This is a genomic window from Atopobium minutum 10063974, assembly GCF_000364325.1.
Classification (GTDB): Bacteria; Actinomycetota; Coriobacteriia; order Coriobacteriales; family Atopobiaceae; genus Atopobium; species Atopobium minutum.
In genome coordinates, this window is sequence record NZ_KB822533.1 from 290016 (window position 1) to 315465 (window position 25450).

At 49.2% G+C, this 25450-nt stretch carries 19 protein-coding genes; 17 read left to right on the top strand and 2 right to left on the bottom strand.

What is annotated here, in order from left to right:
- Positions 1-8: 8 nt before the first annotated feature.
- The 8 genes from rpsR to HMPREF1091_RS01480 all read left to right on the top strand — a co-directional run bounded on the left by rpsR (position 9) and on the right by HMPREF1091_RS01480 (position 8155).
- Positions 9-275, top strand: a complete 267-nt coding sequence (gene rpsR / locus HMPREF1091_RS01445) for a 30S ribosomal protein S18 (RefSeq protein WP_002563056.1) — start codon at positions 9-11, stop codon at positions 273-275.
- A 58-nt stretch (positions 276-333) separates the two neighbouring features.
- Positions 334-876: a 50S ribosomal protein L9 gene (rplI, locus tag HMPREF1091_RS01450; RefSeq protein ID WP_002563057.1), complete on the top strand. Its 543-nt coding sequence runs from the start codon at positions 334-336 to the stop codon at positions 874-876.
- Positions 877-1314: 438 nt separating this feature from the next.
- Positions 1315-2721, top strand: a complete 1407-nt coding sequence (gene dnaB / locus HMPREF1091_RS01455) for a replicative DNA helicase (protein ID WP_002563058.1) — start codon at positions 1315-1317, stop codon at positions 2719-2721.
- A gap of 171 nt (positions 2722-2892) precedes the next feature.
- Positions 2893-4173, top strand: a complete 1281-nt coding sequence (locus HMPREF1091_RS01460; RefSeq protein ID WP_002563059.1) for an adenylosuccinate synthase — start codon at positions 2893-2895, stop codon at positions 4171-4173.
- A gap of 3 nt (positions 4174-4176) precedes the next feature.
- Complete coding sequence (locus tag HMPREF1091_RS01465; RefSeq protein ID WP_002563060.1) at positions 4177-5103, top strand: DegV family protein; 927 nt, start codon at positions 4177-4179, stop codon at positions 5101-5103.
- Between the two features lie 71 nt (positions 5104-5174).
- Positions 5175-6479 carry a phosphoribosylamine--glycine ligase gene (purD, locus tag HMPREF1091_RS01470; protein WP_002563061.1) on the top strand — a complete coding sequence of 435 codons (1305 nt, stop codon included), beginning with the start codon at positions 5175-5177 and terminating at the stop codon, positions 6477-6479.
- A gap of 1 nt (position 6480) precedes the next feature.
- A complete protein-coding gene (locus HMPREF1091_RS01475) occupies positions 6481-7239 on the top strand; it encodes an NUDIX domain-containing protein (RefSeq protein WP_002563062.1) in 759 nt (252 codons plus the stop codon).
- Between the two features lie 55 nt (positions 7240-7294).
- Entirely contained in the window at positions 7295-8155 is an 861-nt protein-coding gene (locus HMPREF1091_RS01480) for a hypothetical protein (RefSeq protein ID WP_002563063.1), read from the top strand.
- A gap of 89 nt (positions 8156-8244) precedes the next feature.
- Here the strand turns inward: HMPREF1091_RS01480 and HMPREF1091_RS01485 are convergent, their stop codons facing one another.
- Complete coding sequence (locus HMPREF1091_RS01485) at positions 8245-9123, bottom strand: PfkB family carbohydrate kinase (protein ID WP_002563064.1); 879 nt, start codon at positions 9121-9123, stop codon at positions 8245-8247.
- A 146-nt stretch (positions 9124-9269) separates the two neighbouring features.
- Here HMPREF1091_RS01485 and purE point away from each other — a divergent pair, with 146 nt between their 5' ends.
- The 9 genes from purE (at position 9270) to HMPREF1091_RS01530 (ending at position 24013) form a co-directional block, all read left to right on the top strand.
- Entirely contained in the window at positions 9270-9731 is a 462-nt protein-coding gene (purE, locus tag HMPREF1091_RS01490) for a 5-(carboxyamino)imidazole ribonucleotide mutase (protein ID WP_002563065.1), read from the top strand.
- Positions 9732-9779: 48 nt separating this feature from the next.
- Positions 9780-10229, top strand: coding sequence for a GatB/YqeY domain-containing protein (locus HMPREF1091_RS01495; RefSeq protein ID WP_002563066.1), 450 nt, complete (start codon positions 9780-9782; stop codon positions 10227-10229).
- Positions 10230-10244: 15 nt separating this feature from the next.
- The gene (gene srtB, locus HMPREF1091_RS01500; RefSeq protein WP_002563067.1) at positions 10245-11108 is read left to right on the top strand and encodes a class B sortase; all 864 of its coding nucleotides are present in this window, start codon (positions 10245-10247) and stop codon (positions 11106-11108) included.
- Positions 11109-11126: 18 nt separating this feature from the next.
- A complete protein-coding gene (gene purF / locus HMPREF1091_RS01505; RefSeq protein WP_002563068.1) occupies positions 11127-12608 on the top strand; it encodes an amidophosphoribosyltransferase in 1482 nt (493 codons plus the stop codon).
- Positions 12609-12669: 61 nt separating this feature from the next.
- Positions 12670-13740, top strand: a complete 1071-nt coding sequence (purM, locus tag HMPREF1091_RS01510) for a phosphoribosylformylglycinamidine cyclo-ligase (protein WP_021736098.1) — start codon at positions 12670-12672, stop codon at positions 13738-13740.
- Positions 13737-14357, top strand: a complete 621-nt coding sequence (gene purN, locus HMPREF1091_RS01515; protein WP_002563070.1) for a phosphoribosylglycinamide formyltransferase — start codon at positions 13737-13739, stop codon at positions 14355-14357. Before purM ends, purN begins: the two co-directional genes overlap by 4 nt.
- A 41-nt stretch (positions 14358-14398) precedes the next feature.
- Positions 14399-16378, top strand: a complete 1980-nt coding sequence (locus HMPREF1091_RS01520; protein WP_002563071.1) for a hypothetical protein — start codon at positions 14399-14401, stop codon at positions 16376-16378.
- Between the two features lie 40 nt (positions 16379-16418).
- A complete protein-coding gene (locus HMPREF1091_RS07950) occupies positions 16419-18494 on the top strand; it encodes a L,D-transpeptidase family protein (protein ID WP_002563072.1) in 2076 nt (691 codons plus the stop codon).
- A gap of 320 nt (positions 18495-18814) precedes the next feature.
- A complete protein-coding gene (locus HMPREF1091_RS01530; protein ID WP_002563073.1) occupies positions 18815-24013 on the top strand; it encodes a leucine-rich repeat protein in 5199 nt (1732 codons plus the stop codon).
- Between the two features lie 89 nt (positions 24014-24102).
- Here the strand turns inward: HMPREF1091_RS01530 and rlmD are convergent, their stop codons facing one another.
- A complete protein-coding gene (gene rlmD / locus HMPREF1091_RS01535) occupies positions 24103-25284 on the bottom strand; it encodes a 23S rRNA (uracil(1939)-C(5))-methyltransferase RlmD (protein WP_002563074.1) in 1182 nt (393 codons plus the stop codon).
- Positions 25285-25450: the final 166 nt, after the last annotated feature.

The following is a 25450-nucleotide window of genomic DNA, read 5'->3' on the forward strand; positions in this document are numbered from 1 at the left end:
AACAAGACATGGCTACTGATTATCAGCGTCAGCCGCGTCGCAAGTATTGCCAGTTCTGCAAAGAAGATACGGACTTCATTGATTACAAAGATGTTCAGCTTCTTCGCAAGTACATGACCGATCGTGGCAAGATTAAGCCCCGTCGCGTCACTGGCGCCTGCACGCAGCACCAGCATGACATTGCGCTTGCAATCAAGCGCGCACGAGAGATGGCACTTCTGCCGTACACTGTTCCTGTAGTGTCCAGCCGTGGTGGCCGTCGCGAGCGTAACTAGCCCACAGTTCGTAACCAAAATCGGATGCAAAAGGCATTCGATTGTTTAAGGAGTGTCCATGAAAGTCATCCTCTTGGGTGAGCTCAGGGGCAAGGGTGGCGAAGGCGACGTCGTAGACGTTGCACAGGGCTATGCGGAGAACTTCCTGTTCCCTAACCGTATGGCTCTCGCTGCGACCCCTGGCAACATCAAGCAGCTCGAGGAGCGCCGTCATAACATCGCAAAGCGTGAAGAGAAGCGCGTTGCAGATGCTCAGGCAACAAAGGCAGCTCTTGAGGGCAAGACCGTAACCATCGACGTTAAGGTTGGTGAAGAGGGCCAGCTGTTTGGTTCTGTTACCAACACCATGATTGCTGATGCTGTTAAGGCTCAGCTTGGCATCGAGATTGATCGTAAGCGCATTGAGCACAGCACTATCAAGGTTGCTGGCGCTCATGTTGTAGTCGTTAACCTCTACCGTGAGATTAACGCTAAGCTCGATCTTCTCGTAGGCGACGCTTCTACGCTAACCAGGGAGGCTTCCGATCAGGAGACCACCGAGGAAGCTGAAGAGGCTGCCGAGGAGACTGTGGAAGAAGCAACCGAGAAGCCTGTTGAGTAAATCAGCAGGGTTTAAAGCTGGCGCAGCTATTTCAACAAAAATATAGTTAGTCAAGCTCCTGGTTTTAGTTTTTACACAGTGCACTTATTTACAAAAGCCCTGTTCACACGCTTAGGTGGGGACAGGGCTTCTCTTTGGACTAATAGAAATACCAACTTTACCTGCGGAAATAGCATAACTGCAGCTAAAATAGGTTGCTTTTCTACTCAACTGGGGTTTTGTAAGAAGATGGTTTTGCACAATACAAATTTGTCGAAAACCGTTCGCATAATTGAGAAAAATTTGTCGAAAACGTTCAAAACTCACATTCTTCGAGATACGGTGAAGTAGCTATCAACAATGCGGTTTTTAAAGTGCTAAACGCACTGTTTCTTAACAAATAACCCCTTGATTTTGATTTACTATTCTGGAACAGAAAGAATGTTGGAAGGACCTATAGTGAGCCCTCGTTTCCAAGAAAATGATAACCGCTATACTGCCGCGGCTTCCACGCCTACTGTGGAGGCTGGCGCAGCCATGCCGCAAGACTCTCATGCGGAGGCTGCTGTGCTTGCTGCAATGCTTATCTCGGCGGATGTTTTGGAAGAGGGCCTTTCCTTTTTGCAAGAGGATGACTTTTATATCCCTTCTCATCAGCTCATCTTTGCGTCTATGCGTGATTTGCACGATACGGGACGTCCTGTTGATGCCATCTCTTTGGCAGACACGCTTACTAGTAAGGGAGAAATAGAGCGTGTGGGAGGTCGTGCCTATCTGGTTGATTTATCAGGTAATACGCCTGCGTTGGCTAGTTGGCAGTATTACAGTGAGATTTTGCGTCGTAACTCAACCTTGCGCGAGATTATTAAAACCTCGTCTCAGATTACTGCGCTTGCTTTTAGTGCGCCTGAGGACACCAAAGAAGTGGTTAATGATGCAGAAAAAATGCTGCTCGGCGTAACCAATCGCGCTATCCGCTCTACCTATTCGGGCATTTCAGAGGTGATGGAAGAGCTCTTTGAGGAGCTGGATGAGCAATCAAAAAATCAGACAGATGTGCTTGGGGTAAAAACAGGATTTCCGGGTATTGATAGGGCGCTGCTTGGTATGCGTGCTGGTCAGATGGTGGTTATTGGTGCACGTCCTGGCGTGGGTAAGACATCCTTTTGTCTTAACCTTGCAGTAAATGCTGCTGCAAGTGGTGTCTCCGTTGCGCTTTTCTCGTTAGAGATGAGCAAAAAAGAGATTGCTCAGCGTCTGTTATCGGCACAGGCAAAAATAAACCTACAGGATATTCGCTCTGCAAACATTCAGGATCATCAGTGGGCACAAATTGTGCAGGCAACCTCTGAGATTTCAAGCCTGGACATTATGATTGACGACACCCCCGGTACCACTATTACAGAAATTCGTGCCAAGGCTCGTCGTATGCTGCATGGCAAAGAAAACGGCATTGTTATCATTGACTACCTGCAGCTTGTTTCTCCTCCATCAAATGGTCGTCGTTCTGATTCTCGTGCCACCGAGGTTTCCGAGATGAGCCGTGGCATTAAAATTATGGCTAAGGATCTTGAGGTTCCCGTTGTTGCTCTGTCGCAGCTTAATCGTCAGGTTGCAGATCGTAAAGGCCAGCGTCCACAACTGTCTGACCTGCGCGAATCGGGATCCATCGAGCAGGATGCGGACATCGTCATTTTGCTTGACCGCTCCATGACCGAAGAAGAGGCGGCGCGCGAAGACCGACCGGACGCTAATGTAACAGATTTCATCATTGCAAAGAACCGTTCTGGTCCTTTAGATATTGTTCATCTGGTCTTTATGCCGGGGTCTACCAAGTTTGTGGAGCTGTCTCGCGAATACGCGTAAGGCGTAGCTCACGCGCTTGGAATATGCAGGGTACACGCCTGAAATACGCATATGATAGATACGGAATAGACACGGGATATACACGGATTTTAAAACATCAATCCCTTATACTAGGAAACCGGTAATAGCGTGCAAAGTGTGCGCTCCAATGCATTTTTGAGAGGGAAGTTTATGTCTGCATCCGTATTGGTGGGAACCCAGTGGGGCGACGAAGGCAAAGGCAAGGTCACAGACCTTATTTCTGCTGATTTTGATGTTGTATGCCGTTATGCCGGTGGTGCAAACGCAGGCCACACCGTTATTGCAAACGGCCACAAGCTTGCTTTACATCAGGTGCCATCCGGCGTTATGTACAAAGGTACCTATCCGGTTATTGGTAATGGCTGCATTATAGATCCTGAAGTGCTTCTCTTTGAGATTGACATGCTGGAAGAGCAGGGCATCTCTTGTGATGACCTCAAAATTTCCGGCAACGCCCATATTGTCATGCCGTATCACAAAGATTTAGATGGTGCGCATGAGAAAAAACTGGGCAAGAATTTGATTGGTACTACCAAGCGCGGCGTAGGGCCAACCTATATGGACAAAATGAATCGTACAGGTCTGCGTATCCAGGACATGCTTGACGAGAAAATCTTCCGCAAGAAACTGGACGCCGCTCTGGCATACACCAACCCCATTTTGGAGAAGGTATATGGCTTGCCTACTTACACCGTAGACCAGATTTGTGAGACCTATCTTCCTTTTGCAAATCGCATTCGTCCTTATATCGTAGAGAGCTCCCTGTTCCTTAACGAGCAGATCGAGGCGGGCAAAAATATTCTCTTTGAGGGTGCTCAAGCAACCATGCTCGATATTGATCATGGTACCTATCCCTTTGTTACCTCTTCTAACTGTACGGCTGGTGGTGCTGTTACGGGTTCTGGCGTTGGTCCCACCCAGATTAAGCGCGTGTTGGGTATTGCAAAAGCCTACCTTACCCGCGTGGGTTCCGGTCCTTTCCCCACCGAGCTTTTTGACGAAACAGGAGATCTGTTGGGTAAGGTGGGCCATGAGTATGGCGTAACCACGGGTCGTAAACGTCGTTGTGGCTGGTACGATGCAGTGGTCGTAAATTATGCAACGCGCGTCAATGGCTTAACGGATTTGGCAATCACCAAACTCGATGTTCTCGGTTGCTTGGATGAAATCAAGGTATGCGTCGCCTATGAGTGCGATGGCAAGCGCTATACCACCGTTCCGGAGCATCAGAGCGTGTTCTACCATGCAAAGCCTGTGTACGAAACCCTCCCTGGTTGGAAGTGTGACATTTCTCAAGTGCGCAATTTTTATCAGCTGCCGCGTGAAGCAAAGGACTACATTGATTTTCTGGAGCAGTTTGCTGGCGTACGCGTATCTATCATTACTGTCGGTCCTGATCGTGAGCAAACGATCAATCGTTATTGGAAGTAAAACGTGTCTGAGCTCGCTGACAACACTGCTTCGTATGCAATTGTTACTGACACCATGTGCGATTTGCCCGGCGAATGGCTAGCCGAGAAAAACGTCTGTGCAGTACCAATGTCTATACACATGCGTCGCGGTAAGGTCGTGCGAGATTACGTAGATGTATGCGTTCCTGATTTTTATATCACGCTTGCACAGGCGGAGGGAGAGCTCACCACCTCCGCTCCGTCTGTGGAAGACTACAAGGGTCACTACCAGGAGCTTCTCGATAAGGGCTATGAGCACATTATTTCGGTTCATGCATCCAGCGTGTTGAGCAACTCGTACAGCAACGCTTGTGCTGCTGCTCAAGCCATGGGCAAAGAAGCAAACATTGCTGTGATAGATTCCAAAACCATCTCCGTGGCCCAAGGGTTTATCGTTGAGGATTTAGTCGCAAGCTGCAGCGCTGGCGTGTCCTTTGAAGAAGCGCTTGCTCATGCAAATATGCTGTGTGCATACGCCCAGCTCTATCTGATTCCCGCGTCCGGCTATAGCATAGGCCGCAACGGTCGGCGCGTATCGGGTCCACGAGGAAAGCTTCATCAGCTGCTCACGCGCATGTCGGGTACGCGCGAGTTGTTTGTGCTGGACGAGAAGGACGGGTTTGTTCGCATCGCATCCAGCACGCTTTTAGTGCGCTTGGCTGGTACCATCGTTCGTAAAATGAGCGTGTATTCGCATGAGCATGGTCCCGTTGCGTATGCAGAGATTGGTTCTGGCATGCCGCGGGATTTAGCCATGATAGAAAAGCCTATGAATACCAACGAGTTTGAAAAGCGTCGTATCCGCATTTCTAACATGTGTGCTACTACGGCAGTTCATGTGGGGGTAGGCGCGGTGGGCGTTGCCTTTATACCCGATGGGCTTATCGCTGTCCTAGATACAAGTGCATAAATAAAGGTAGCCGCGTGCAACAAGCATGCCATAAAGCTATCGCAAAGTTACTACGAGGAAGAGACTGTCCAATGAGCATTATTGATTCCAAGCTAAATGTGTTGTTGTTGGGTTCTGGCGGTCGTGAGCACGCGCTGTTGCAGAAGATTTCTGAATCTAAGCGTGCGGGAAACCTCTATGTATGTCCCGGTAATGGTGGTATGTGGCAGCTTGCCCAAAAGGTAGAGCTTAATCCTAATAGTCCCCAAGAGGTTGCGGAGTTTGCTCGTGCGCATGCTATAGATCTTGTGGTTATTGGTCCTGAGGCTCCCTTAGTAACGGGCGTGGCAGACGCGGTGTCCGCTGCAGGTATTGCAGTGTTTGGACCTACTGCCAGCGCTGCTCGTATGGAGGGCTCCAAGCAGTTTGCAAAAGAGATTATGCAGCGTGCTGGTGTTCCAACAGCAGCGTATAAGGCTTTTACCGATGAGCAAGCTTGCGCTGCATACGTACAAGAAGTCAATGGCCCTGTTGTTGTTAAGGCGGATGGTCTTGCTGCAGGTAAAGGCGTAATTGTTGCTCAAACAACGCAGGAGGCGCTTGCCGGCGTGCATGAGTGCTTTAGCGCTTTTGGCGATGCAGGCAAGGTGGTTGTGGTAGAAGAGATGCTCAAAGGCCCCGAATGCTCCTTGTTGGCGCTTACGGATGGCAAGACCCTTATTCCTCTAGCTACCTCACAAGATCATAAGCGTGCTCTGGAAGGGGACTGTGGTCCCAATACGGGCGGCATGGGCGTATACTCTCCCGTTCCTTTTGTGACAGATCAAGAGCTTGCAGCCATGGTGGAGATTGAACAAAAAGTGGTAGATCAGCTGGCGTCTGAGGGCATTACCTATAAGGGCTGCCTCTACGGCGGGTTTATGCTTACCAAGGATGGTCCCAAGGTGTTAGAGTTTAACGCTCGCTTTGGCGATCCAGAAACGCAGGTGGTTATTCCTCGTATGCACGCAGATCTTCTCGATGTCTTTATGCATATTGATGCAGGCACCTTGGATCAAACAACAATTGACTGGTCAGAGAGCTGGGCGGTCTCGGTGGTGCTTACCTCTGCAGGATATCCGGGTGCTTACAAGACCGGAAAGGTTATTACTGGTATCGAAGAGGCACAGGCGCTCGAGGGCGTTACCGTGTATCAGGCAGGCACCGCACGTAACGAGAAAGGCCAGCTGGTTACGGCGGGTGGCCGTGTTATCAACGTAACCGCCCTCGCTCAAAGTTTTGAAGCTGCTCGTGAACAGGCGTATGCTGCCTGTGATTTGATTGCTTTTGAAGGAAAAGCCCTTCGCAGAGACATTGGCTTGCGTGCCTTGCGCGGTCGCGATACGTGGGAGGTCTAGGATGTCTGATCTGGTCAATCTTGTTCAAAATTTTGCTCAGCCAGACGATCAGTCAGATGCCTATCCAAACACTCGCCCAGATGCCCAGCCAAAAGTTTCGCTTGATGCTCACTTAGATGATGAGTCTCTGGAGCATCATTCTGGACAGCCTCAGCGTCGCAGTCTTGTTTTGGGAGATAATGACCCCTCTGATCAGGATTTGTATGAGCACATTAGCTCAGAAAATCGTGTGTGGGACGGCAAGATTTTCTCGGTAGATCGCCTTAAGGTAAAGCTTACAGACGGCCGAGAAGCAACTCGTGATGTGGTGCGTCATAGTGGTGCTGTAGCTATCGTGGCACTTACGGATGATGGACGCATTTGCCTGGTGCGTCAATATCGCACAGCGCTTAACCGTGTAACCGTAGAGATTCCTGCTGGAAAACTGAAACCAGGAGAAGATCCTCTGGATTGTGCGCGTCGTGAGCTGCTGGAAGAGACAGGCATGGTGCCTGCAAGCATTGCGTATCTCACCACTATTGCAAGTTCTGCTGGTTTTTCGGATGAACTTATCCACATTTACATGGCTACGGGACTAAGCTTTACCGCTTCCAACCCGGATGCAGATGAGTTTATCAACGTGGACCTTGTTACTTTAAATGAGCTGGTAGACGCGGTATTAGACGGCCAGATTGAGGATGCAAAAACAGTGGTTGGCGCGCTCATTTGTGACGCGGTGGCCCATAGACTTTCTCCACAGACAGATGATGAGGTGCAGTAATGCTGCCAACTTTTGCGTATACTTAGTTCGCAAAGGCTGGTAAAAGAGGGTGTTAATGGGGTTTCACAAGGCAAAGCATAAAAAGTTTTTATCCTCTGATGAGGCTGAAAAGCTCTTTGAAACGGTGGACGAGACAGGCCACTCCAATAAAGAGGTTGCCGAAATTCAGCGCAAGCGTCGTGCCGAGAAAGGCAATGCGCAGGATGTAGACCCGCTGTCCAATACTGACCCTTCGGGATCCACCATTGATCGCACCATCAGGCGTACGGCTGTTGGTTTTGTTGTGATTACGCTGATTGTTGTGACGCTGGCACAAACAAGTTGTGGCGTTATTCGTCGCGTTACCACAGGCCATCTCTCCAAAGAAGTAAACATCACTACGGTGTCTCGCTCTATGAGAAATGGTATTGGCTGGGGCAACGGCTTTACTTCATTTCCAGAGGAATTTTCTGTAGAACAGGCGGACGAAAGCTCGGGCGTTGTTGAGGTAACGGTGATTGACACCACATCAAACAATGCGGCAGAAGCATTTTCTTCCGCTCAGGTTCAGGCGTCTGCACTCTCCATTAATGCACTGCTCAATCCTAAGGTTCATGCCGTCATTTATCACGTTAACGTGCGCGTGGATGATCACGGTAATTTTTTGCACAATACCATGTTTGGGTTTTTGCGTCCGGCAGGTACTGTGCGTAACTTCATGACCTTTATCTGGACCAAAAACACCTCTGATCAGGGCGTTAACTTTACCTGCCAGATTACCGGACTGGATGAAGAAACCACCGCCGGTATTCGCGATAAGCTCCAGGCAAATCTGGTTCTGAGTAAAATCTTGCCCACAACACAAGGCACTGAGGACCAAAAGAATAAGGCCGCCACTACAGCTAACACAACCACCGAGACCGCTGGCTCAAAGTAGCGCTTGGGTGCTCGTCACGTGAGTACTCGGACGCGCACCGCGTGAGCGATTGCGCGTCCCGCTACACGAGTGACTGCACGTCCGGCATGCTAGCGCTTGTCTACCAAAGCAGTAAGCTCGCTCAGCACCAGCTCAAAGCTGACGCCACGATCCAGATAGTGTGGTTGCTTGGTGGTTACCTGCATGGCTTTACGCACGGTGTTGCCAGCAAATTCTGCAGCGGCGCGGAAGCTGCGGCCACTCATCAGTGCGGCAATACAGCAAGAAGCATAGAGATCACCGGTCCCGTGCAGCATAAAGGGCAACAGCGGGGAGCAAATCTCTTCCATCTCAAAATCTTGACCGGCCAGATAATCGCGAATATAGCCATCGCCACGAATGATGCCTTTTACCACCACGTTTTTTGCGCCCATCTTAAGCAGCGCCTCGCAAATCTTTTTGATGGTATCGTCAGTGGGAGCGGTTTGAGGATATTCAATGCCCGCCAAAATACAGGCTTCGGTCACATTGGGCGTCAAAAGATCCGCGCCATCTACCAGCTCACGCATGGCATCGCAGAGCTCGGGCGTATAGGTGGGGTACATCTTCCCGCCATCGCCCATCACCGGATCTACCAGGTGCAACGCATGAGGATACTCTGCGTACAAGCGCTTGATGGTTGCTACCTGCTCGGCTGAGCCCAAAAAGCCAGAATACACAGCGTCTAAATCCACATCTTCTTGCTGCCACGCATCAAGATAGGCCTCAAGCATGGGCGTGGTATCGTGCATATAAAAAACCTTATAGCCCGTATGTGCCGAGAAAAGCGACGTAGGTACCGAGCACACGTCACAGCCGCCTGCGCTCAGAACAGGGATTGCAACTCCAAGAGAGCATTTACCGTAACCACACAGATCGTGAATGGCAGCAATACGGGGAATGTACTCATCGTGACGAGTGTATAGAACAATATCAGATGCGCTGCTCATGGGTCCTCCGACCAAGTAGAGTATGAATATTTTTTACTATGCAATTTTACCGTGCAATAACAGTGTATGGCATAGCTGTAGAGAGGCATAAATGTTTTTACACGTATACTAAATAGTATACGAATACTCACATAAGGAGGACTCATATGACACAGACGCCTGTGGTAGGAATCATCATGGGATCAAAATCAGACCTGCCAGCAATGGAAGCATGCACTAAGCAGCTTGAAGCATTTGGCGTTCCCTATGAGCTGATCATTGCTTCTGCTCACCGCAACCCTGCCAAGGTTCACGAATGGGCATCTTCTGCAGCGGATCGCGGCTTAAAGGTTATTATCGCTGCTGCTGGAAAGGCAGCACATTTGGGTGGAGTAGTGGCGGCCTTTACGCCTCTTCCCATCATTGGTGTTCCCATGAAGACCTCTGACCTAGGCGGTATGGATTCTTTGTTGTCTATGGTACAGATGCCTTCTGGTGTTCCTGTAGCCTGTGTTGCTATTGGCGGTGCCAAAAACGCAGCTATCTACGCTACTCAGATCTTGGGTGCTACACTGCCTGAATATCGCAAGATTGTTGTGGACTTTAAGCAGGGTATGGCCGAGGCGTAGTGTATATTTTTGAACGGTAGCGTTTTTATCAAGAACTAAGGAGACGGCATGCAAAAGACGGAGTTGTTGGAGCTTATCAAGCAAGCTATGAAAGCACAGGATAAAACCCGTCTGTCTATTCTTCGCCAAATCAATCAAGCCATCAAGCAGATTGAGGTGGATGAGCGCCGCGAGGTAACGGAAACAGATATTGTTGCCTGCATCAAGAAGCTGCAGAAGGTTACTAACGAGGAGCTTGAGGCCCTGCGCGGTGCTGCTACCGATTCTCACACTCAACGTATTGAGTCCTTGGCCGCTCAAGCGGACATCTTATCTTCATTATTGCCTAAACAACTTGCTGGTAAGGAGCTCGAAGCGCTAGCCGATGAGGTCATTGCTTCATTAGGTGCTACTACCAAGCGTGATATGGGTAAGGTTATGGGTACACTGACCAAGCAGACCAATGGCAATTTTGATAAGCCCGCTGCTGCTGCATATATTGGCAGCAAGCTTGCATAAGTAAAGGATGTATCCATGGCCCAGCATTTCTCGTCAGCTCATAATCAGGGGGAAGTGACCTCTCGGTTTAAGCCTGTTTCAGAGTCACCCAAAACTACTCCAGAGCCACCCAAGAAGAAGCATTCTGTCTCGCGCATCCTTTCCAACATTTTGTTGGTTATTGGCATAGTGCTTTTGGGTGTGGCCGGATTTATGTGGGGTAAGGCTCAGTGGGATTATCACGAGCAAGACAAGATTAACGAGAAGCTCGCTGCGTATGCACAGGTCCCTCAAAAGGGCGGCGCTCCTACGGTGGACTGGGAGGGCCTTAAGGCCATCAATAAAGACGTGGTTGGATGGATTCAGATCCCCAACACGGTCATTAACCACCCTGTTTACCAGGGAAAAGATAATGATCACTACCTTAATACCAATGCGGAGGGCGTGTATGGTGTGGGTGGTCAGATTTTTATGGACTACCAAAACACCAAGCCTGGCATGCTTGATCAGCAGACCATTATCTATGGTCACCACCTTAAAAATGGTGCTATGTTCAAGCAGATTTCCGATATGGATCAGCAGCAGTTCTTTGATTCGATCGACACCATCTGGTATGTAACAGAGACGGCAACCTATGAGCTGCAGCCACTATTTTTGTACTACACCACGGGGGAAGACACCTCGGTCAGACAGTTTAACTTTGATACAGAAGACGCGTTTCACGATCAGCTCAATCAGAAGCTTCAAAAGGCGGTTACCAAACGCTCTGATGCGGCTCAGCTGATTCCCAATGTTAAACATGTGCTTACTCTAGGTACCTGTGACTATATCGAAGGCTATGGTCGCACCATTTTGGTATGCGCAGTAAAGAGTGAGGTTAGCACCTCATCGCAATCCTAAGCGTAAAGGAGTTTATTCATGCATCACTCCCAGCTCTCGGGTGAGGTATTTGACCTGGACGAGCAGGATAGCCTGCATGACGAGTGTGGCGTTTTTGGAGTATGGGCTCCAGGACGCGACGTTGCTCGTTTGACATATTTTGGTACCTTTGCACTGCAACATCGTGGGCAAGATTCTGCCGGCATTGCTGTTGGTGATGGACAAACCGTCTTGGTTCGCAAGGACTTAGGTCTTGTTAACCAAGTCTTCTCTGATACAGATTTAGCTGCCATGCCTGGCAAGGTTGCCATTGGTCATGTGCGCTATGGCACTTCTGGTGCAAAAAGTTGGGAAGCCGCTCAGCCGCACCTGGCTGTTATCAACACCACCATCATTGCGCTTGCTCATAACGGTACACTGGTCAATACGGATTCCTTGCGTCAAGAGCTTATCAAGCTGGGTATTCCCTTTCGTTCCAACACAGACTCCGAGGTTGCCGCCAAACTGGTTGGGTACTACACCCAGCAAACCGGCCACTTGCGGCAAGGCATTGCACAAACCATGGAGCTGGTAGAAGGCGGCTATGCCATGGCTTTGGTTCGAGAAAATGCCCTGTATGCTTTCCGCGATCCCAATGGTATTCGTCCGCTTGTTATTGGCCACTTAGATGCCGTTGACGATAAGCCCGAGGGCTGGGTAGTTGCCTCTGAAACGTGCGCGCTTGACATTGTGGGTGCCACCTATGTTCGTGACGTTAACCCTGGTGAGATCGTGCGCTTCTCAGACGATGGCATGATATGTGAGCAGGGCATTCCTGCTCGCCGCAGTGCACAGTGTGTGTTTGAACACATCTATTTTTCTCGTCCCGATACATGCGTTCAGGGTAGGTCTATTTACTCTATGCGCTACAACATGGGTCGCCAAATTGCGCGTGAGTCTCCTGTGGATGCGGATATTGTTATTGGAGTTCCAGACTCCGGCATGCCTCCTGCGGAAGGATTTGCTCGTCAGTTGGGTATTCCGTTTGGTGAGGGGCTTATTAAAAACCGTTATGTACAGCGTACCTTTATCCAACCAACGCAGGATTTGCGCAAGCTGGGAGTTCGTCTCAAGCTTAATGCACTGCCTGATAACATTGCAGGTAAACGTGTGGTTATGGTGGATGACTCCATTGTGCGTGGCACTACATCCATGCAGATTGTTCGCATGCTTAAAGATGCTGGCGCTAAAGAAGTCCATGTACGCATTAACTCTCCCGAGGTTGTCTGGCCCTGTTTTTATGGTATTGATACTGCCGTGCAAGAGCAGCTTATCTCGGCACGAGCAAATACCCAGGAAATCTGCGAGTTTATTGGGGCGGACTCCTTGGCGTTTTTGTCGGTAGAAGGCATGCTCAAATGCGTTCCGGAAGGCTCGTATTGTACGGCGTGTTTTACGGGAGAATACCCGGTTCGTATCCCCGATAGTTTTGCAGCTAATAAGTTTTTGGAGTCCAAGACTCCGCTCTACCTTGATTGTTGATAGCCGCTCTACGCAGCAGCTATGCCAGTTGCCATACGTTTCCAACAGGAAGGTCATGCATATGTCCGAGCAGGTTAAGCACATAACATACGCCGATGCAGGAGTAGACGTAGATGAGGGCGCGCGTGCAGTAGATGCTATTAAAGCTGCTGTTGCCAGCACTTCTCGGCCGGAAGTTGTTGGAGGCTTGGGAGGCTTTGGTTCCTGCTTTTCTCTGCAGGCGTGCAAAGAGATGACCGATCCTATTTTGGTGTCCGGCACCGATGGAGTAGGCACCAAGTTGGCCATTGCCCAGTTGCTTGATCGTCACACCACGGTGGGAGAAGATTTGGTGGCCATGTGTGTGGACGACGTTGTTCCCATTGGTGCAGAACCTTTATTCTTCTTGGATTATGTGGCTATTGGCAAGCTTAAAGCTGAGCAGGTGTCAGAAATTGTTGGTGGTATTGCCCAGGGTTGTCGCAAGTCTGGCTGCGCTTTGGTTGGCGGCGAGATGGCCGAGCACCCCGGCGTAATGAACCCCAATGACTACGATTTGGCTGGTTTTGTGGTTGGCGTGGTTGATCGTCCAAACATGCTTGGTCCTCACAGGGTTCAGGAGGGCGATGTTATTATCGGCTTGCCCAGCTCTGGCATTCATTCAAATGGTTATTCCCTGGTGCGTAAGGTTGCCATTGAAGGCAAAACGGTGGAAGAGCTTAACCAACCTCTGGATGAGCTTGGAGGAGAATCCCTGGCAGATGCCGTTATGCGTCCTACTACCATTTATGCGGGTGGCCTTATGGCTGCTCTTAAGGCTGGGGCTCCCATTCATGCTATGGCCCATATTACAGGCGGTGGCATTACAGAAAATCTTAACCGCGCCCTGCCTTCTCATATAGACGCCGTGGTGTATCGTGGCGGTGAGGAGGGTCCTGCTTGGGATATGCCTCCCGTTATTCCGTATATGGTGCGCCGTGCTGGACTTACGCTGGATGAGGCATATAAGACCTTCAATATGGGTGTTGGCATGAGCATTATTTGTGCTGCTCAAGATGCAAACACGGTGTGCGAGCTTCTGTCCGAGCAAGGATTTGAGCCCTTTAGGATGGGCGAGTGCGTAGAGGGCACGGGCAAGGTGGTTTATAAATGAGCATCAAAATAGGGGTATTGCTCTCCGGTAGCGGAACCAATCTCCAGGCGATTATTGATGCCATCGAGAAGGGCGCGCTTGATGCAAGCATAGAGATTGTTATTTCTTCTCGACCCAGTGCGTTTGGTTTGGTGCGCGCCCAACAAGCAGGCCTGCAAACTATGACACTATCCAAAGAAGTCTATGATGATCCTTTAGTAGCGGATGCCCTGATTGCAGCAGAGCTTAAAAAGTACAACGTGGATTACGTGGTAATGGCTGGTTACATGCGCATGGTCCACGCGCCCATTTTGGATTTGTTCCCCAACCGTGTGGTTAATTTACACCCCGCCCTGCTGCCCAGTTTTCGTGGAGCGCATGCCATCCAAGATGCCTTTGACAGCGGCGTAAAAGTGACGGGCGTAACCGTACATTTTGCAGATAACCGCTACGATTGTGGGCCTATTATTACTCAGTGTCCCGTGTCTATTTATGAGGACGACACGGTCGAGGAGCTTGAGGCTCGTATTCATCAGGTTGAGCATAAAGTATATTCAGAAACTTTGCAGCTTATTGCAGAAGGCCGTGTACTGGTGCAAAATGATGGGAAGGTAAAGATTTTACCATCGGCTGTCTAAGCCAAAATTTAGCTTCCGTTTATAAGAAATGGATGTGCGCCATGAAGCGAGTGCCGGTCAAAACGTACTGTTTGGCAGCTCTTATCGTCAGCTTTGTCGTAGTGTTTGGATTTACTTCCACTGGGCTGTCAACAGCTGCATTGGCACAAGAATCTAGCACAGTATCCTTGGCTGCAGCACAGGATGACAGGCCAGCTGGCGCGCAAGATAGCGAGCAAACCAAGCAGGACGATGCGCAAAATAAGCCTCTTTCTGGTTGGCATGAGCAGGGCGGAAAGCGCTTCTTCTACCATGAGGACGGTAGCGTCCATACTGGTTGGCTTTATGTAGATGGCCATTGGTATTGGGCAGATACTTCTACCGCAGAAATGGCCAAGGGTTGGCGTCTTATTAACAATGCTTGGTATTGGTTTTCTCCTCAAAACGGTACCATGGCAGCATCTCGGACTCTTACCAATGGCAAGTGGTCTGACTTTTCTTCTTCTGGAGCCTGGAATGGATACGCCTCTGGTTGGGACTACAGGGATGGAAAATGGTACTGGCTTGAAAGCGGAGTAAGGGCCTCAGGCTGGAGATATATCCGTAACACTTGGTATTGGATGGATGCTCAGGCTCAGGGTGCCTGTGTGCAAAATCAGATTCGTCAAATCAATGGTGCATGGTATGCCTTTAACTCATCTGGAGCGATGGGGAAAGGTGGCTGGTGCGTAGCAGATGGCTCTTGGTGCCTTGCTTCTGATTTGGGCGTTCTCAAAAGGGGCTGGCAGTATCTTAATGGGATCTGGTACTGTATAGATCCCGGCACATATCGTATGTGCACAGGCTATCTTCGTGTAGGAAACAAGTCCTACTACTTTAAGCCTTCCGGTGAGATGGCACTAGGTTGGGCATACGACACAGCCCAGCGCAGCTGGTATTACGCGCAGCCTTCTTCCTCAGATGGCCATCTACTTTCTGGTTGGCAAAAGCTCAATGGAAAATGGTACTATCTCGATCCTGCCACCCACAAGATGAGCACTGGCTGGCTTACTGTTGCCGATACAAGCTACTATCTAGAGGGATCAGGCGCAATGGCTTCTTCTTGCTGGAAGCAAAGAGAAGCTCAAACTTGCTGGTTGGATGCCTCTGGCCGTGTTTCTGTGATACAAGAAGATAACCATATACGTTTTGCTAATGGCACCGTTCCACAAGATGGGCTCACAAAACTTGGCGATAGTTGGTTTTATCTTCTTAACAATACCGTTCAATATGGCACTCAGGTTATCAATGGTAAGACCCATGTATTTGACGCAAAAACAGGTAGGGCACTTTCGGGTTGGTATACTCCAAGCAAAGGGCAGACGTATTACTACTCGGAACAAGGTCAGCTTTGTACTGGCTGGGTAAAGGTCAAGGGTACCTGGTATTACCTTAACTCTCAGGGAGTGCTACTTAAGGGCTGGCAGCAGCTGGCTGGTGTGTGGTATTACCTTGATCCCTCAAATGGCAGTATGCATACGGGCTGGCTGCACCATACCAACCACTGGTATTGGCTTGATAATTCAGGCGCGATGGCAAAAGGATGGAAGACCATCGGGTCTATGTACTTCTACTTTGATCAAAATACGGGTGCGCTCCATGATCCACAACAGGAAGCAGAAACACAGGCTCAGCGTAGTATTGTACAGGCGGCCTATGCAACTCCAAGCCCAGGTGGTGGGCTTTGTGCTATGTGGGTTTCTCAAGTGTATAGCAGGGCCGGTTTAGGCTATCCAGATGGAAACGCCTGCGATATGTTTTGGAATTATTGCAGCTCTTCAAACCTCTATGATTTGAAAGTTGGCATGATCATTGCCGTTCCCTCTCATATGCATACCTATCTTGGCGGGATATACGGTCATGTATGCATTTATGTTGGCAACGACACCGTGATCGATAATGTGGGTTATGTAAGAACAATGCCGCTCATTGAATGGCTCGATTATTACACTACAACGCATAGTCCCAAGTGGGGCTGGGCAAGTTATTCCAATCTTGGTTAGTATCACCGTAGCTGCCGTCTATATGATAAGAGGTGTGTGCATGAAGAGATTTTCATTTGCCAAGTTCGGTTTGGTGACTCTTGGCCTGAGCATTGGTATTACGTGGAGCTTGGCTTTTACAGGAGCGTTAGCCTATGCACTGCCGGCTCAACAAGAAGATCCTCAAGAAGCGTCCCAAGAGCAACCTCAAGAACAACCCCTTGTTGGTTGGCATGAACAGGATGGAAAGCGCTTCTTTTATAACGAAGACGGCACCCTTCACACGGGTTGGCTTCATACAGAAGGTCACTGGTATTGGGCAGATACTTCTACAGGACAGATAGCAACAGGCTGGCGTCTTATTAACAACGTTTGGTACTGGCTTTCTCCTCAAAGCGGTACCATGGCAGACTCTCGCACCCTTACTAATGGCAAGTGGTCTGATTTTTCTGCTTCTGGAGCTTGGATCGGATATGCCTCTGGTTGGGACTACAGGGATGGAAAATGGTATTGGCTCGAGAGTGGCACACGCTCTTTAGGCTGGAAGTATGTACGTGGTGCATGGTATTGGATGGATACCCAAGGCGTTTGCGTGCAAAACCAGATTCGTCAAATCAATGGTGCATGGCATGCATTTAGTTCTTCTGGAGCAATGGGACAAAATGGTTGGTGCGTAGCAGATGGCTCTTGGTGCCTTGCTTCTGATTCGGGTGCTCTCAAAAGGGGCTGGCAGTACCTTAATGGCACATGGTATTGCTTGGATCCTGGGACATATCGTATGTGTACAGGTTATCTTCGTGTAGGAAATAAGTCCTACTACTTTAAGACTTCCGGTGCAATGGCTCTGGGTTGGGTCTTTGATGAAACTGATCGTTGCTGGTACTATGCACAGCCTTCTGCCTCAGACGGGCACCTACTTTCTGGTTGGCAAAAGCTCAATGGAAAATGGTACTATCTCGATCCCACGAGCTATAAAATGCGTACCGGATGGCTTGATTATGCTGGCGCAAGCTACTATTTGGAAAACTCCGGTGCGATGGCTTCCTCTTGTTGGAAGCAGCAACATGCTCAGGCATGTTGGTTGGATGATTCTGGTCGTGTAGCCGTTATACAAGAGGGTGACCATATACGTCTTGCCAATGGTGCGATTCCCCAAGACGGACTCACAAGACTTGGCGATAGCTGGTTCTATATTCTTAACGGCACCGTCCAGCACGGCACTCAGGTCATTTATGGAAAAACTCACCTTTTTGACGAGCAAACCGGCAGAGCTGTTTCGGGATGGCATACCTCAGACGATGGGGTAACACGCCACTACTCAGAGCTGGGACAGATAAGCACTGGCTGGGAAAGAGATAAGACCGGTACGTGGTATTACTTTGATAACAATGGAATAGCGCTTACAGGCTGGCAGCAGCTTGACGGAAAGCGTTACTATCTCGACCCCTCCAATGGCAGCATGCACACAGGTTGGCTTTTCTACAACAATCACTGGTATTGGTTTGATAATTCAGGTGCAATGGCAAAGGGCTGGGTACAGGTCAAAAGCGGCTCCTGGTACTATCTGGATTCTGATGGAAAAATGCTTACAGGCTGGCAACAGCTTGGCGGTAAATGGTACTACCTCGATCCAAACAGCGGAAGAATGCAAACTGGATGGATTTGGGATGGTAAGAAGTATTATTTCCTAGCGAGTGACGGCCATTGGATTTCGGTAAATGCGCAGTACTATGACATGTTTAGCGCAGCACAAAGCTATTCAAGTGCAACAAATTACCTTATCTGCGTTGATACATCTGGTTGCAGAGTTGGTGTGTACTATGGGCAATACAATAATTGGACTCCCATAAAAGAGTTTGTCTGCTCTCCCGGAAAGCCATCAACACCTACTGTTACGGGTGAATTTAGTGTTCAGTCTAAGGGTTATGTTTTTGGGCATGGCTATAGCTGCTATTACTACACACAGTTCTACAATGATTATCTTTTCCACTCTGTTCTTTATAGGCAAGGGACGTTTAACGTTCTGGATGGACGTCTTGGACAGCATCTTTCTCATGGCTGCGTGCGCCTTGCCATCGAGAATGCCAAGTGGATTTATGACTATGTTCCCGCTGGATCAAAGGTTGTAATCTGGTAGACCTTTGTAACACAGCACTATACTGTGTAAAACATTTTAAATGATTCGATTCACCTCCCATTTCTTGGACTGAAAGTAAAGCTCAAGAAATGGGAGGTTTGTTTTTGCCCAGACAGGGTTTGTAGTTATAGCCCCATTTTGCTGTATACGCTGCATAGCGTATGTTTTGACAGACATAAAAGGCTTACGAAATTGGGTTTCACACCGGGGGTTTATGTGTGCTTGACTTGCATAAATTCAGCCTATACACTTTATAAGTTAACCTCATATAACTATTTTTGAGTCAAGGGTTTATCGCCCCTGACCGGAATGGAGTGCATATGCGCAAGCTTCTGTCGCGCCTTCTTCTGGCGCTGGTATTATGCATCGGCTTAGCGCCAATCAAAGCCTTTGCGACACCAGGAGAGGAGGGACAGGTTGAAAAAGCAATCATTAGCTATAATCCGGCACAAGGTTCAGATGTTGATGCCTTAACGGAGCAGATTATCGCTAACGGTTTAGCGGGTGACCAAGATTTTATTGAAAAGCTCTACACCAATGGACTTGAAGCTATTAAAAAGCCTGCACAAACACCCACGCAAGCCGTAAAAACGCTCGCCCTTATACAGGCGCAGGCGTATCTTAGCCAAAAATCAACGCTTGACCTTATCGCCTCGTATAAGGCTGAACATAACACTTCAATCGAGTATCACGCATACTGGGCGGGCAATATCCTTGTGATCAGTGCTCCACAAGATCTTCTAGAGAAAATAAAGCAGCTACCGGAATATAAGAGTCTATCCAAGGACGGGACAATCATACAGGATCCTGTCGAGAAGCCCCTGCTTTTTGGATCTTTTAGGTCCGCACCTGCAGATCCCAGAGAGGTAGAAGAAAACCTCAAGCTCATCAGGGCAGATAAGGTGTGGAGCGAACTCAATATTGATGGTAGCGGTGTAACAGTAGGTGTTGTTGATCAAAAAGTTGACATTGACCACCCCGCTCTTAAGACCAAGTTCAGGGGCTACGACTCCGCCACGGGAACGGCTGTCACCGAGGGCAACTACCTGGATCTTGTCAGCAGCCCTTACCCTTCCGACCATGGTACGCATGTAACCGGAATTATTCTTGGTTCCGAAACGCGTGGACCTGCTGGCTCAAGCTTTGACTACAACCGTATCGGTGTGGCTCCGGGTGCCAACTTTATTGTTGCCAGCGCCTTTAGAGATGGTGTGGGAGCGAGCAATGAGAATATTATTAAGGCCTGTCAGTGGATGATGGCTCCGGGCGGAGACCCAGCAAAGGCGCCAAAAATCGTCAATCACAGTTGGTCTGACGGATCAAATAAAATCGATCCTTGGTTTGATGATATGGCTCGGCAGATGCGTGCGGTAGGCATCCTGAACGTTATGTCTTCTGGGAACAACGGATCGGAACTTGCGCCGAGCGGCTCCTTGGATAACCCTTCAGGATTGTCCGATATTTTTACCGTTGGAGCTTGTGATCTTTCTGGTAGTGTTGCCAGTTTCTCTCGACGTGGCCCTGTTGCAAACAACGCGTCTCTTATCAAACCGGATGTGGTTGCCCCTGGTGTTGGGGTTCGCAGTTCGGTTTATGGTGGTGGCTACGCCAGCTGGGATGGAACTTCTATGGCAGCTCCTCATGTCGCTGGTGTTGCAGCGCTGGTTTGGTCTGCAAATCCTGATCTCAGCCTTGATGAGGTAGAGGCCATCTTGCGCGAGAGCGCTCAAATAAAAACTGATAGTTCCTATCCTAGTAGCCCCAATATGGCATATGGATATGGACAGATTGATGCATACAATGCTGTTTCCATGGCATTAGGCAAGATGAATCAAGATGACACGAGCGCTACCGGTGCAGATTTGGCGTCGCTGAAAGTTAAGGTAAACGGATCGAGTGAACCACTGCAGCTCAACGCGGACACTGATATACAGGCCTCTATGGCAAAAGAAATTCTGAAAGATCGTCCTTATCAGCTGAGTACGAGCATTAAAGATGCCACAAAGGTGGCAAAGGTGCTCCTTCGTGTAAGTTCTCTTGAGGACAGCACAAAAGCTCAAGAGTTTGAGGGCACTTCTCGCTTTAATGACAAGAGTGTCTATGACGTAACAATTCCTGAATCCACACTTGAGGTGGGAGAGTACATTGCCCAGCTGATAGTGGTAGATACGACAGGTACGGAGCATGTATCCACTCCTATTGAATATAGAGTGAGGGAATCTCTGACGCCTGACGAATACGCTTTTGATTTTGAATCCGGGGCAAACGGCTTTGCTTTTACGGGAGATTTTTCTGCTGGTACGGCAGACCTTCAAACCGATCCCAAACCCACCAGTGGAAATGCCCTTATGGGACTCAAACTTGGTTCCTATTCTTTGGGAATTGAACCATCCTCGACAGCCCAACTCCCCCAGCTTGATCTGAAGGGTGACATAGCCGTTCAGGCTAGCAAGATAGAGCTTGTCTGGCATGAGTATCTTGATTGGGATCAGGCAGTGGCAGGTGTACAGTTAGAGCTTAACCCCAAAGAAGGACAAGCCGCCTCACTGCTCAACTATCCCACTAAGCTGTCTTCCGAGCGTGGTACGTGGGTTGAACGCAGGATCGATTTGACGTCCTATAAGGGTAAGGTTGTTAATCCCTTTGTCTTTAGTATGAGCAATCAAAACACTGCCGGTAATGGTTTTTACATCGACGATGTTCATCTGGAGCTGGATGGACAAGCCCCGCAGCAGCAGGGTCTTTCTCGTCAGGAAGCTTTTGGAGACTTTACCAGTACCGCTCCAGACACGGGGGATACGTATCAAGGTCCTCTTGTTGCCGATATTGAAATTGCAGCAGCTGGACTGAAAGGACAGACCGGCCCCGATGGTGCTTATGTTTTTAGCAAGATCAAGCAAGGTACCTATACCGTTTTGGTTGGAGCTCCGGGATACAAGTCCAAAGAAATTTCGGTTTCTTTAGATAAAAAGTCAAATGAGCTTGAAGTCAACCTGGAAAAAGATGACCCATCCAATGAGCCAAATCCCAATGCAGATCGTCCGACCGCAGAGCCTGGTGCTGGTACTGTTGGTTTTGCTTACGACAATAACAACCCTTTGGGTGGAGCAATCCTGCATAAAACTGTAGGAAGAGGTTCTGCTATTCAGGTAACCGCGCCCAAGGACGGCGTTCTTGACCATGTCATGGTATACGCTGCCGGCAACAACCCAATTTTAAAAGACGGGCAGTTTGAGATTAGTGTAAAACAGGTAAATAAACTTGGTCGACTCATTGATCTCATGAAGCCACAGCTTGTGCAGGCCAAGAGCGGTACCTGGAATCGCTTTGACTTTAGAGATCTTAAACTTGCCATGCAGGGTGACGTATATGTTGTGGTAAAGCAAGTTTCGCCGTCAGGAGCAAGCCCAGCTGTGGCTCTGGACAAGAGCGTGAGTAGAAATACGTCCGCTTATGCTCGGTGCTTTATCTATAACGGTGACTTTAACAGTATGGCATCTGCCGGTTATCCGGGTGCGCCAATGATTAGAGCGTACTTTGCAACTGGACAAGACGTTCACGATCAAGACCCTATAAACCCCACCTTTGACACGGCAATCTCAACTACGCCTACCGCTGATCCTCTTATCGAGGAAGGCCAAGCGGCTAAAGATATCGTGACTATTGGTGACTACGATATCAGCCCTTCTCGCGGCATGATTGTTGCCTATCACAAGGTACAGGAAGTTTATGAAAAGCAGCCAAAGGAGGAGCGCGTTATTAGCGTTCCCGATACTATCGGTGGCGTAAAAATTACACAGATCGGTCCTGGTGTCTACAAGGCTCCGTCCTGGCAAGGCGGAGAAATTGAGCGGATCGAGATACCTGAGGGTATTACGTGCATTCATGAGAATGCCTTTGAGAAGTCTGGCGCCAAAGAAGTTATGCTTCCCTCCACACTGGAGTACATCTATAGTGGCGCTTTCAAAAAAGCACGGTTTAGTTCACTTAATCTTCCCGGTTCGCTTAAGCATATCGGGCAGAGTGCTTTTGAGAGCTGCTCAGAGCTGACAAGCATTGATATTCCTGACAGTGTAGAGACCATAGAGACCGGAGCGTTTAAGGGTGATAATTACGGTTCAGCCATGAAACTTGAGCACGTTAAGCTTCCCAATAATCCCAAGTACAGCTTTATTAGCAGTCAGCTCTTCCAAAACAACAAGAATCTTAAGAGTATCGACATTCCCAAGCATATAAAGGGCATTGGGCTTTATGCCTTTGAAAAGGCAGGGCTTGAAAGCCTTGTCCTGCCTGAGGGCCTTACAACCATTGGTGAAAGCGCATTTAACGCCAACAAAATCAAAGAGGTCTACCTTCCCGACTCTCTCGAAGAGATCGGAAACGACGCTTTTGCCGGTAACTACAAAAGCTCCAACGAAATTGAGGAGCTCAAGTTGCCTGCAAATCTCAAATACATTGGCAGATCTGCTTTTGAAAGCAACAAGATCAAGACGGTCATTTTGCCCGATAAGGTTGAGACGGTACGTTTTGGGGCCTTTAGCGATAATCCCATCGAAACAGTGCGTTTGAATAAGACCATCATGCCGGAGGTAGGTTCAAATGGTAAGTTCCGTGGGCTTAGCCCCAATGCCTTCCCATCGGCAACCACGTTGAGTTACTACGACGAGAGCCAGATTAGCGATGAAATGCGTAGTAATCTGACGCCTGATCCGGCTGACCCTAACAATCCTCCAACTAAATTTGTCAAGCTAAGCGATGCTGACAGTCAAAAGAAAACCCTGAGCTCTTCTGACAATACCTTTAAGCTGACGGGTTCGGCCATCAATCTTGGTACAGCAACTACATTCCAAGTGGAAAAGACCAATCTAGCAGATGATGACCTTGCGCAAATTGCCGCCCTTCCGGGAGCGCCTAACGTGCTGCAAGCTTACAACTTGAAACTGACCGACGTAGGTGGTCAGCCGGTTGATCCCGAAGGTTCATTTGAACTGGCAGTAAGCGCTTCTGCAGCTGGAAGCTGGAACAATAAGCTGCTTGTGTATAAGCCTTATGCTGCTCAGACCTGGACGGTGCTTCCTCTCAATTTGAATGAGAACCAAGCTGCCGTACATACTCTTTCGCGTTTGGGTACCCTTGCCCTAGCAGAGGTCGCCGATACTACTGCGATAGCACCTAATCCCAACGATATCGACTATGGCGTACCATCGTCTAGGACAATTAAGGATCCTGAAGTACACAATAACGACAATACCGACGACCCCGCAAATCCAAACCCCTCAGATCCGAACCAGCCAGGAGGTTCTAACAATTCTGGCCAGCAAGATCAATCTGATGGACAGACCGGCACCACAGCTGCAGGTACTTCTCGCCATGGACAGAGCAAGCGTAAACGTGTTCTGCCTGACACGTCGGATTCTGGAGCAAACATTGGCGGCTTGCTGTTGATTTCCGGAGCAGCGTTGGGTGGAGCTCTGTGGGTCTCTTGCCTTAGTAGGCGGCGCACGCAAGTAGGGGAGTAGTGCCTAAGGAGCGGATTAACCTTGCAGGCAGAGTGCGTATAGGACTATGCCTCAGGCCTTACAATAATTAAATAATGTTTCAAAAACGGTTACGCGCTCTTTTCCCGGGTTAAGAGCGCCACCGTTTCCACATGCTTGGTATGTGGAAACATATCCACGGGGGTAACAGACGCTAGCTTCCAGCCCTTTTGATGCAAAAACCACAGGTCACGAACTTGTGTTTGTGGATTGCAAGAAATATAGACAATTCTTTCAGGATGGCAGTCGCTGGCGGCCGATAAAAACTCAGGAGTGGATCCGGCGCGCGGTGGATCAAGCATAATAACATCGTAGGTTTTATCGCTCTGTTTACTAGAAAGATATTCTGTTGCATCGGCTCTGATAAAGCGTGCGGTATTCTCTAGGCCATTGGCGCGAGCGTTGCGCTTGGCGTTCACCACAGCTTCCTGACCGCGCTCCACACCAACCAGTTTTATATTTTTGCAGCTATGAGCTGCGCATAAGCCAATGGTGCCTGTACCGCAGTAGGCATCCAGCAAGTGCGTGCCAGGCTTTAGCTGTGCAGCTTCCAGCGCAAGAGAGTAGAGCTTCTCGGTTTGTTGGGGATTGGTCTGATAAAACGAGGTAGCTCCAAGCTCAAACCTACAGCCGAGCAAACTATCGTGAATGACGCCTGTGCCATATAAGACATCATTGTGATTGCCCAGCATAGCATTGGTGCGTCGGGTGTTTACGTTTTGAACAATGCTGGTAATCTCGGGGTGCGCGGAGAGGAGTTCATCCACAAAGCGCAGCCGTTGAGGAATATGGTTGCCGTTAGTAACAATGGTGAGCAAAATCTCCCCACCCACCATGGCTTTTCTCACAATGGCGTGGCGCAAAAGTCCCTTGCCCTTGTCCTCTTGGTAGGCGCTCACGCCTACGCGTTCTGCCACGCGAGCAACGCTATTAAGAATGGGGCGCAGACTTGCCTCTTCTACCAGGCATTCTGCACAGGGTACAATGCGGTGTGATCCCTGCGCAAAAAAGCCGCTGCGAATACACCCTCGCGTACCAGGAGCAAAGGGCGTTGCAGCTTTATAGCGATAAAAACGAGGCTCGTCCATACCAACAATGGGCAAAACCTCGCAGCCATCTGCCTTGGCAAGGTCTTCAAACAGGCTAACCATTGCCTCTTGTTTGCGTCGCAGCTGAATGGGGTAGGGCACACTAAGCCACTCACAGCCGCCACATTGGCGAGCAATAGGACAGGTGTAAGTGCGGTATCCCATGCATCCTCCAGCGCAGTAATCCAGATCAGCGATCAAATACAGTAAGCAACAGCTACGTTGATAATACCCCGCTTTGTTGGGATCTACCTGTCACAGTCTTAAAAAGTCCGTCTCCCGATACTTACTTTCCAGCCGCACATTTGCGTGTAAAGTTAAGCAAAGAGGC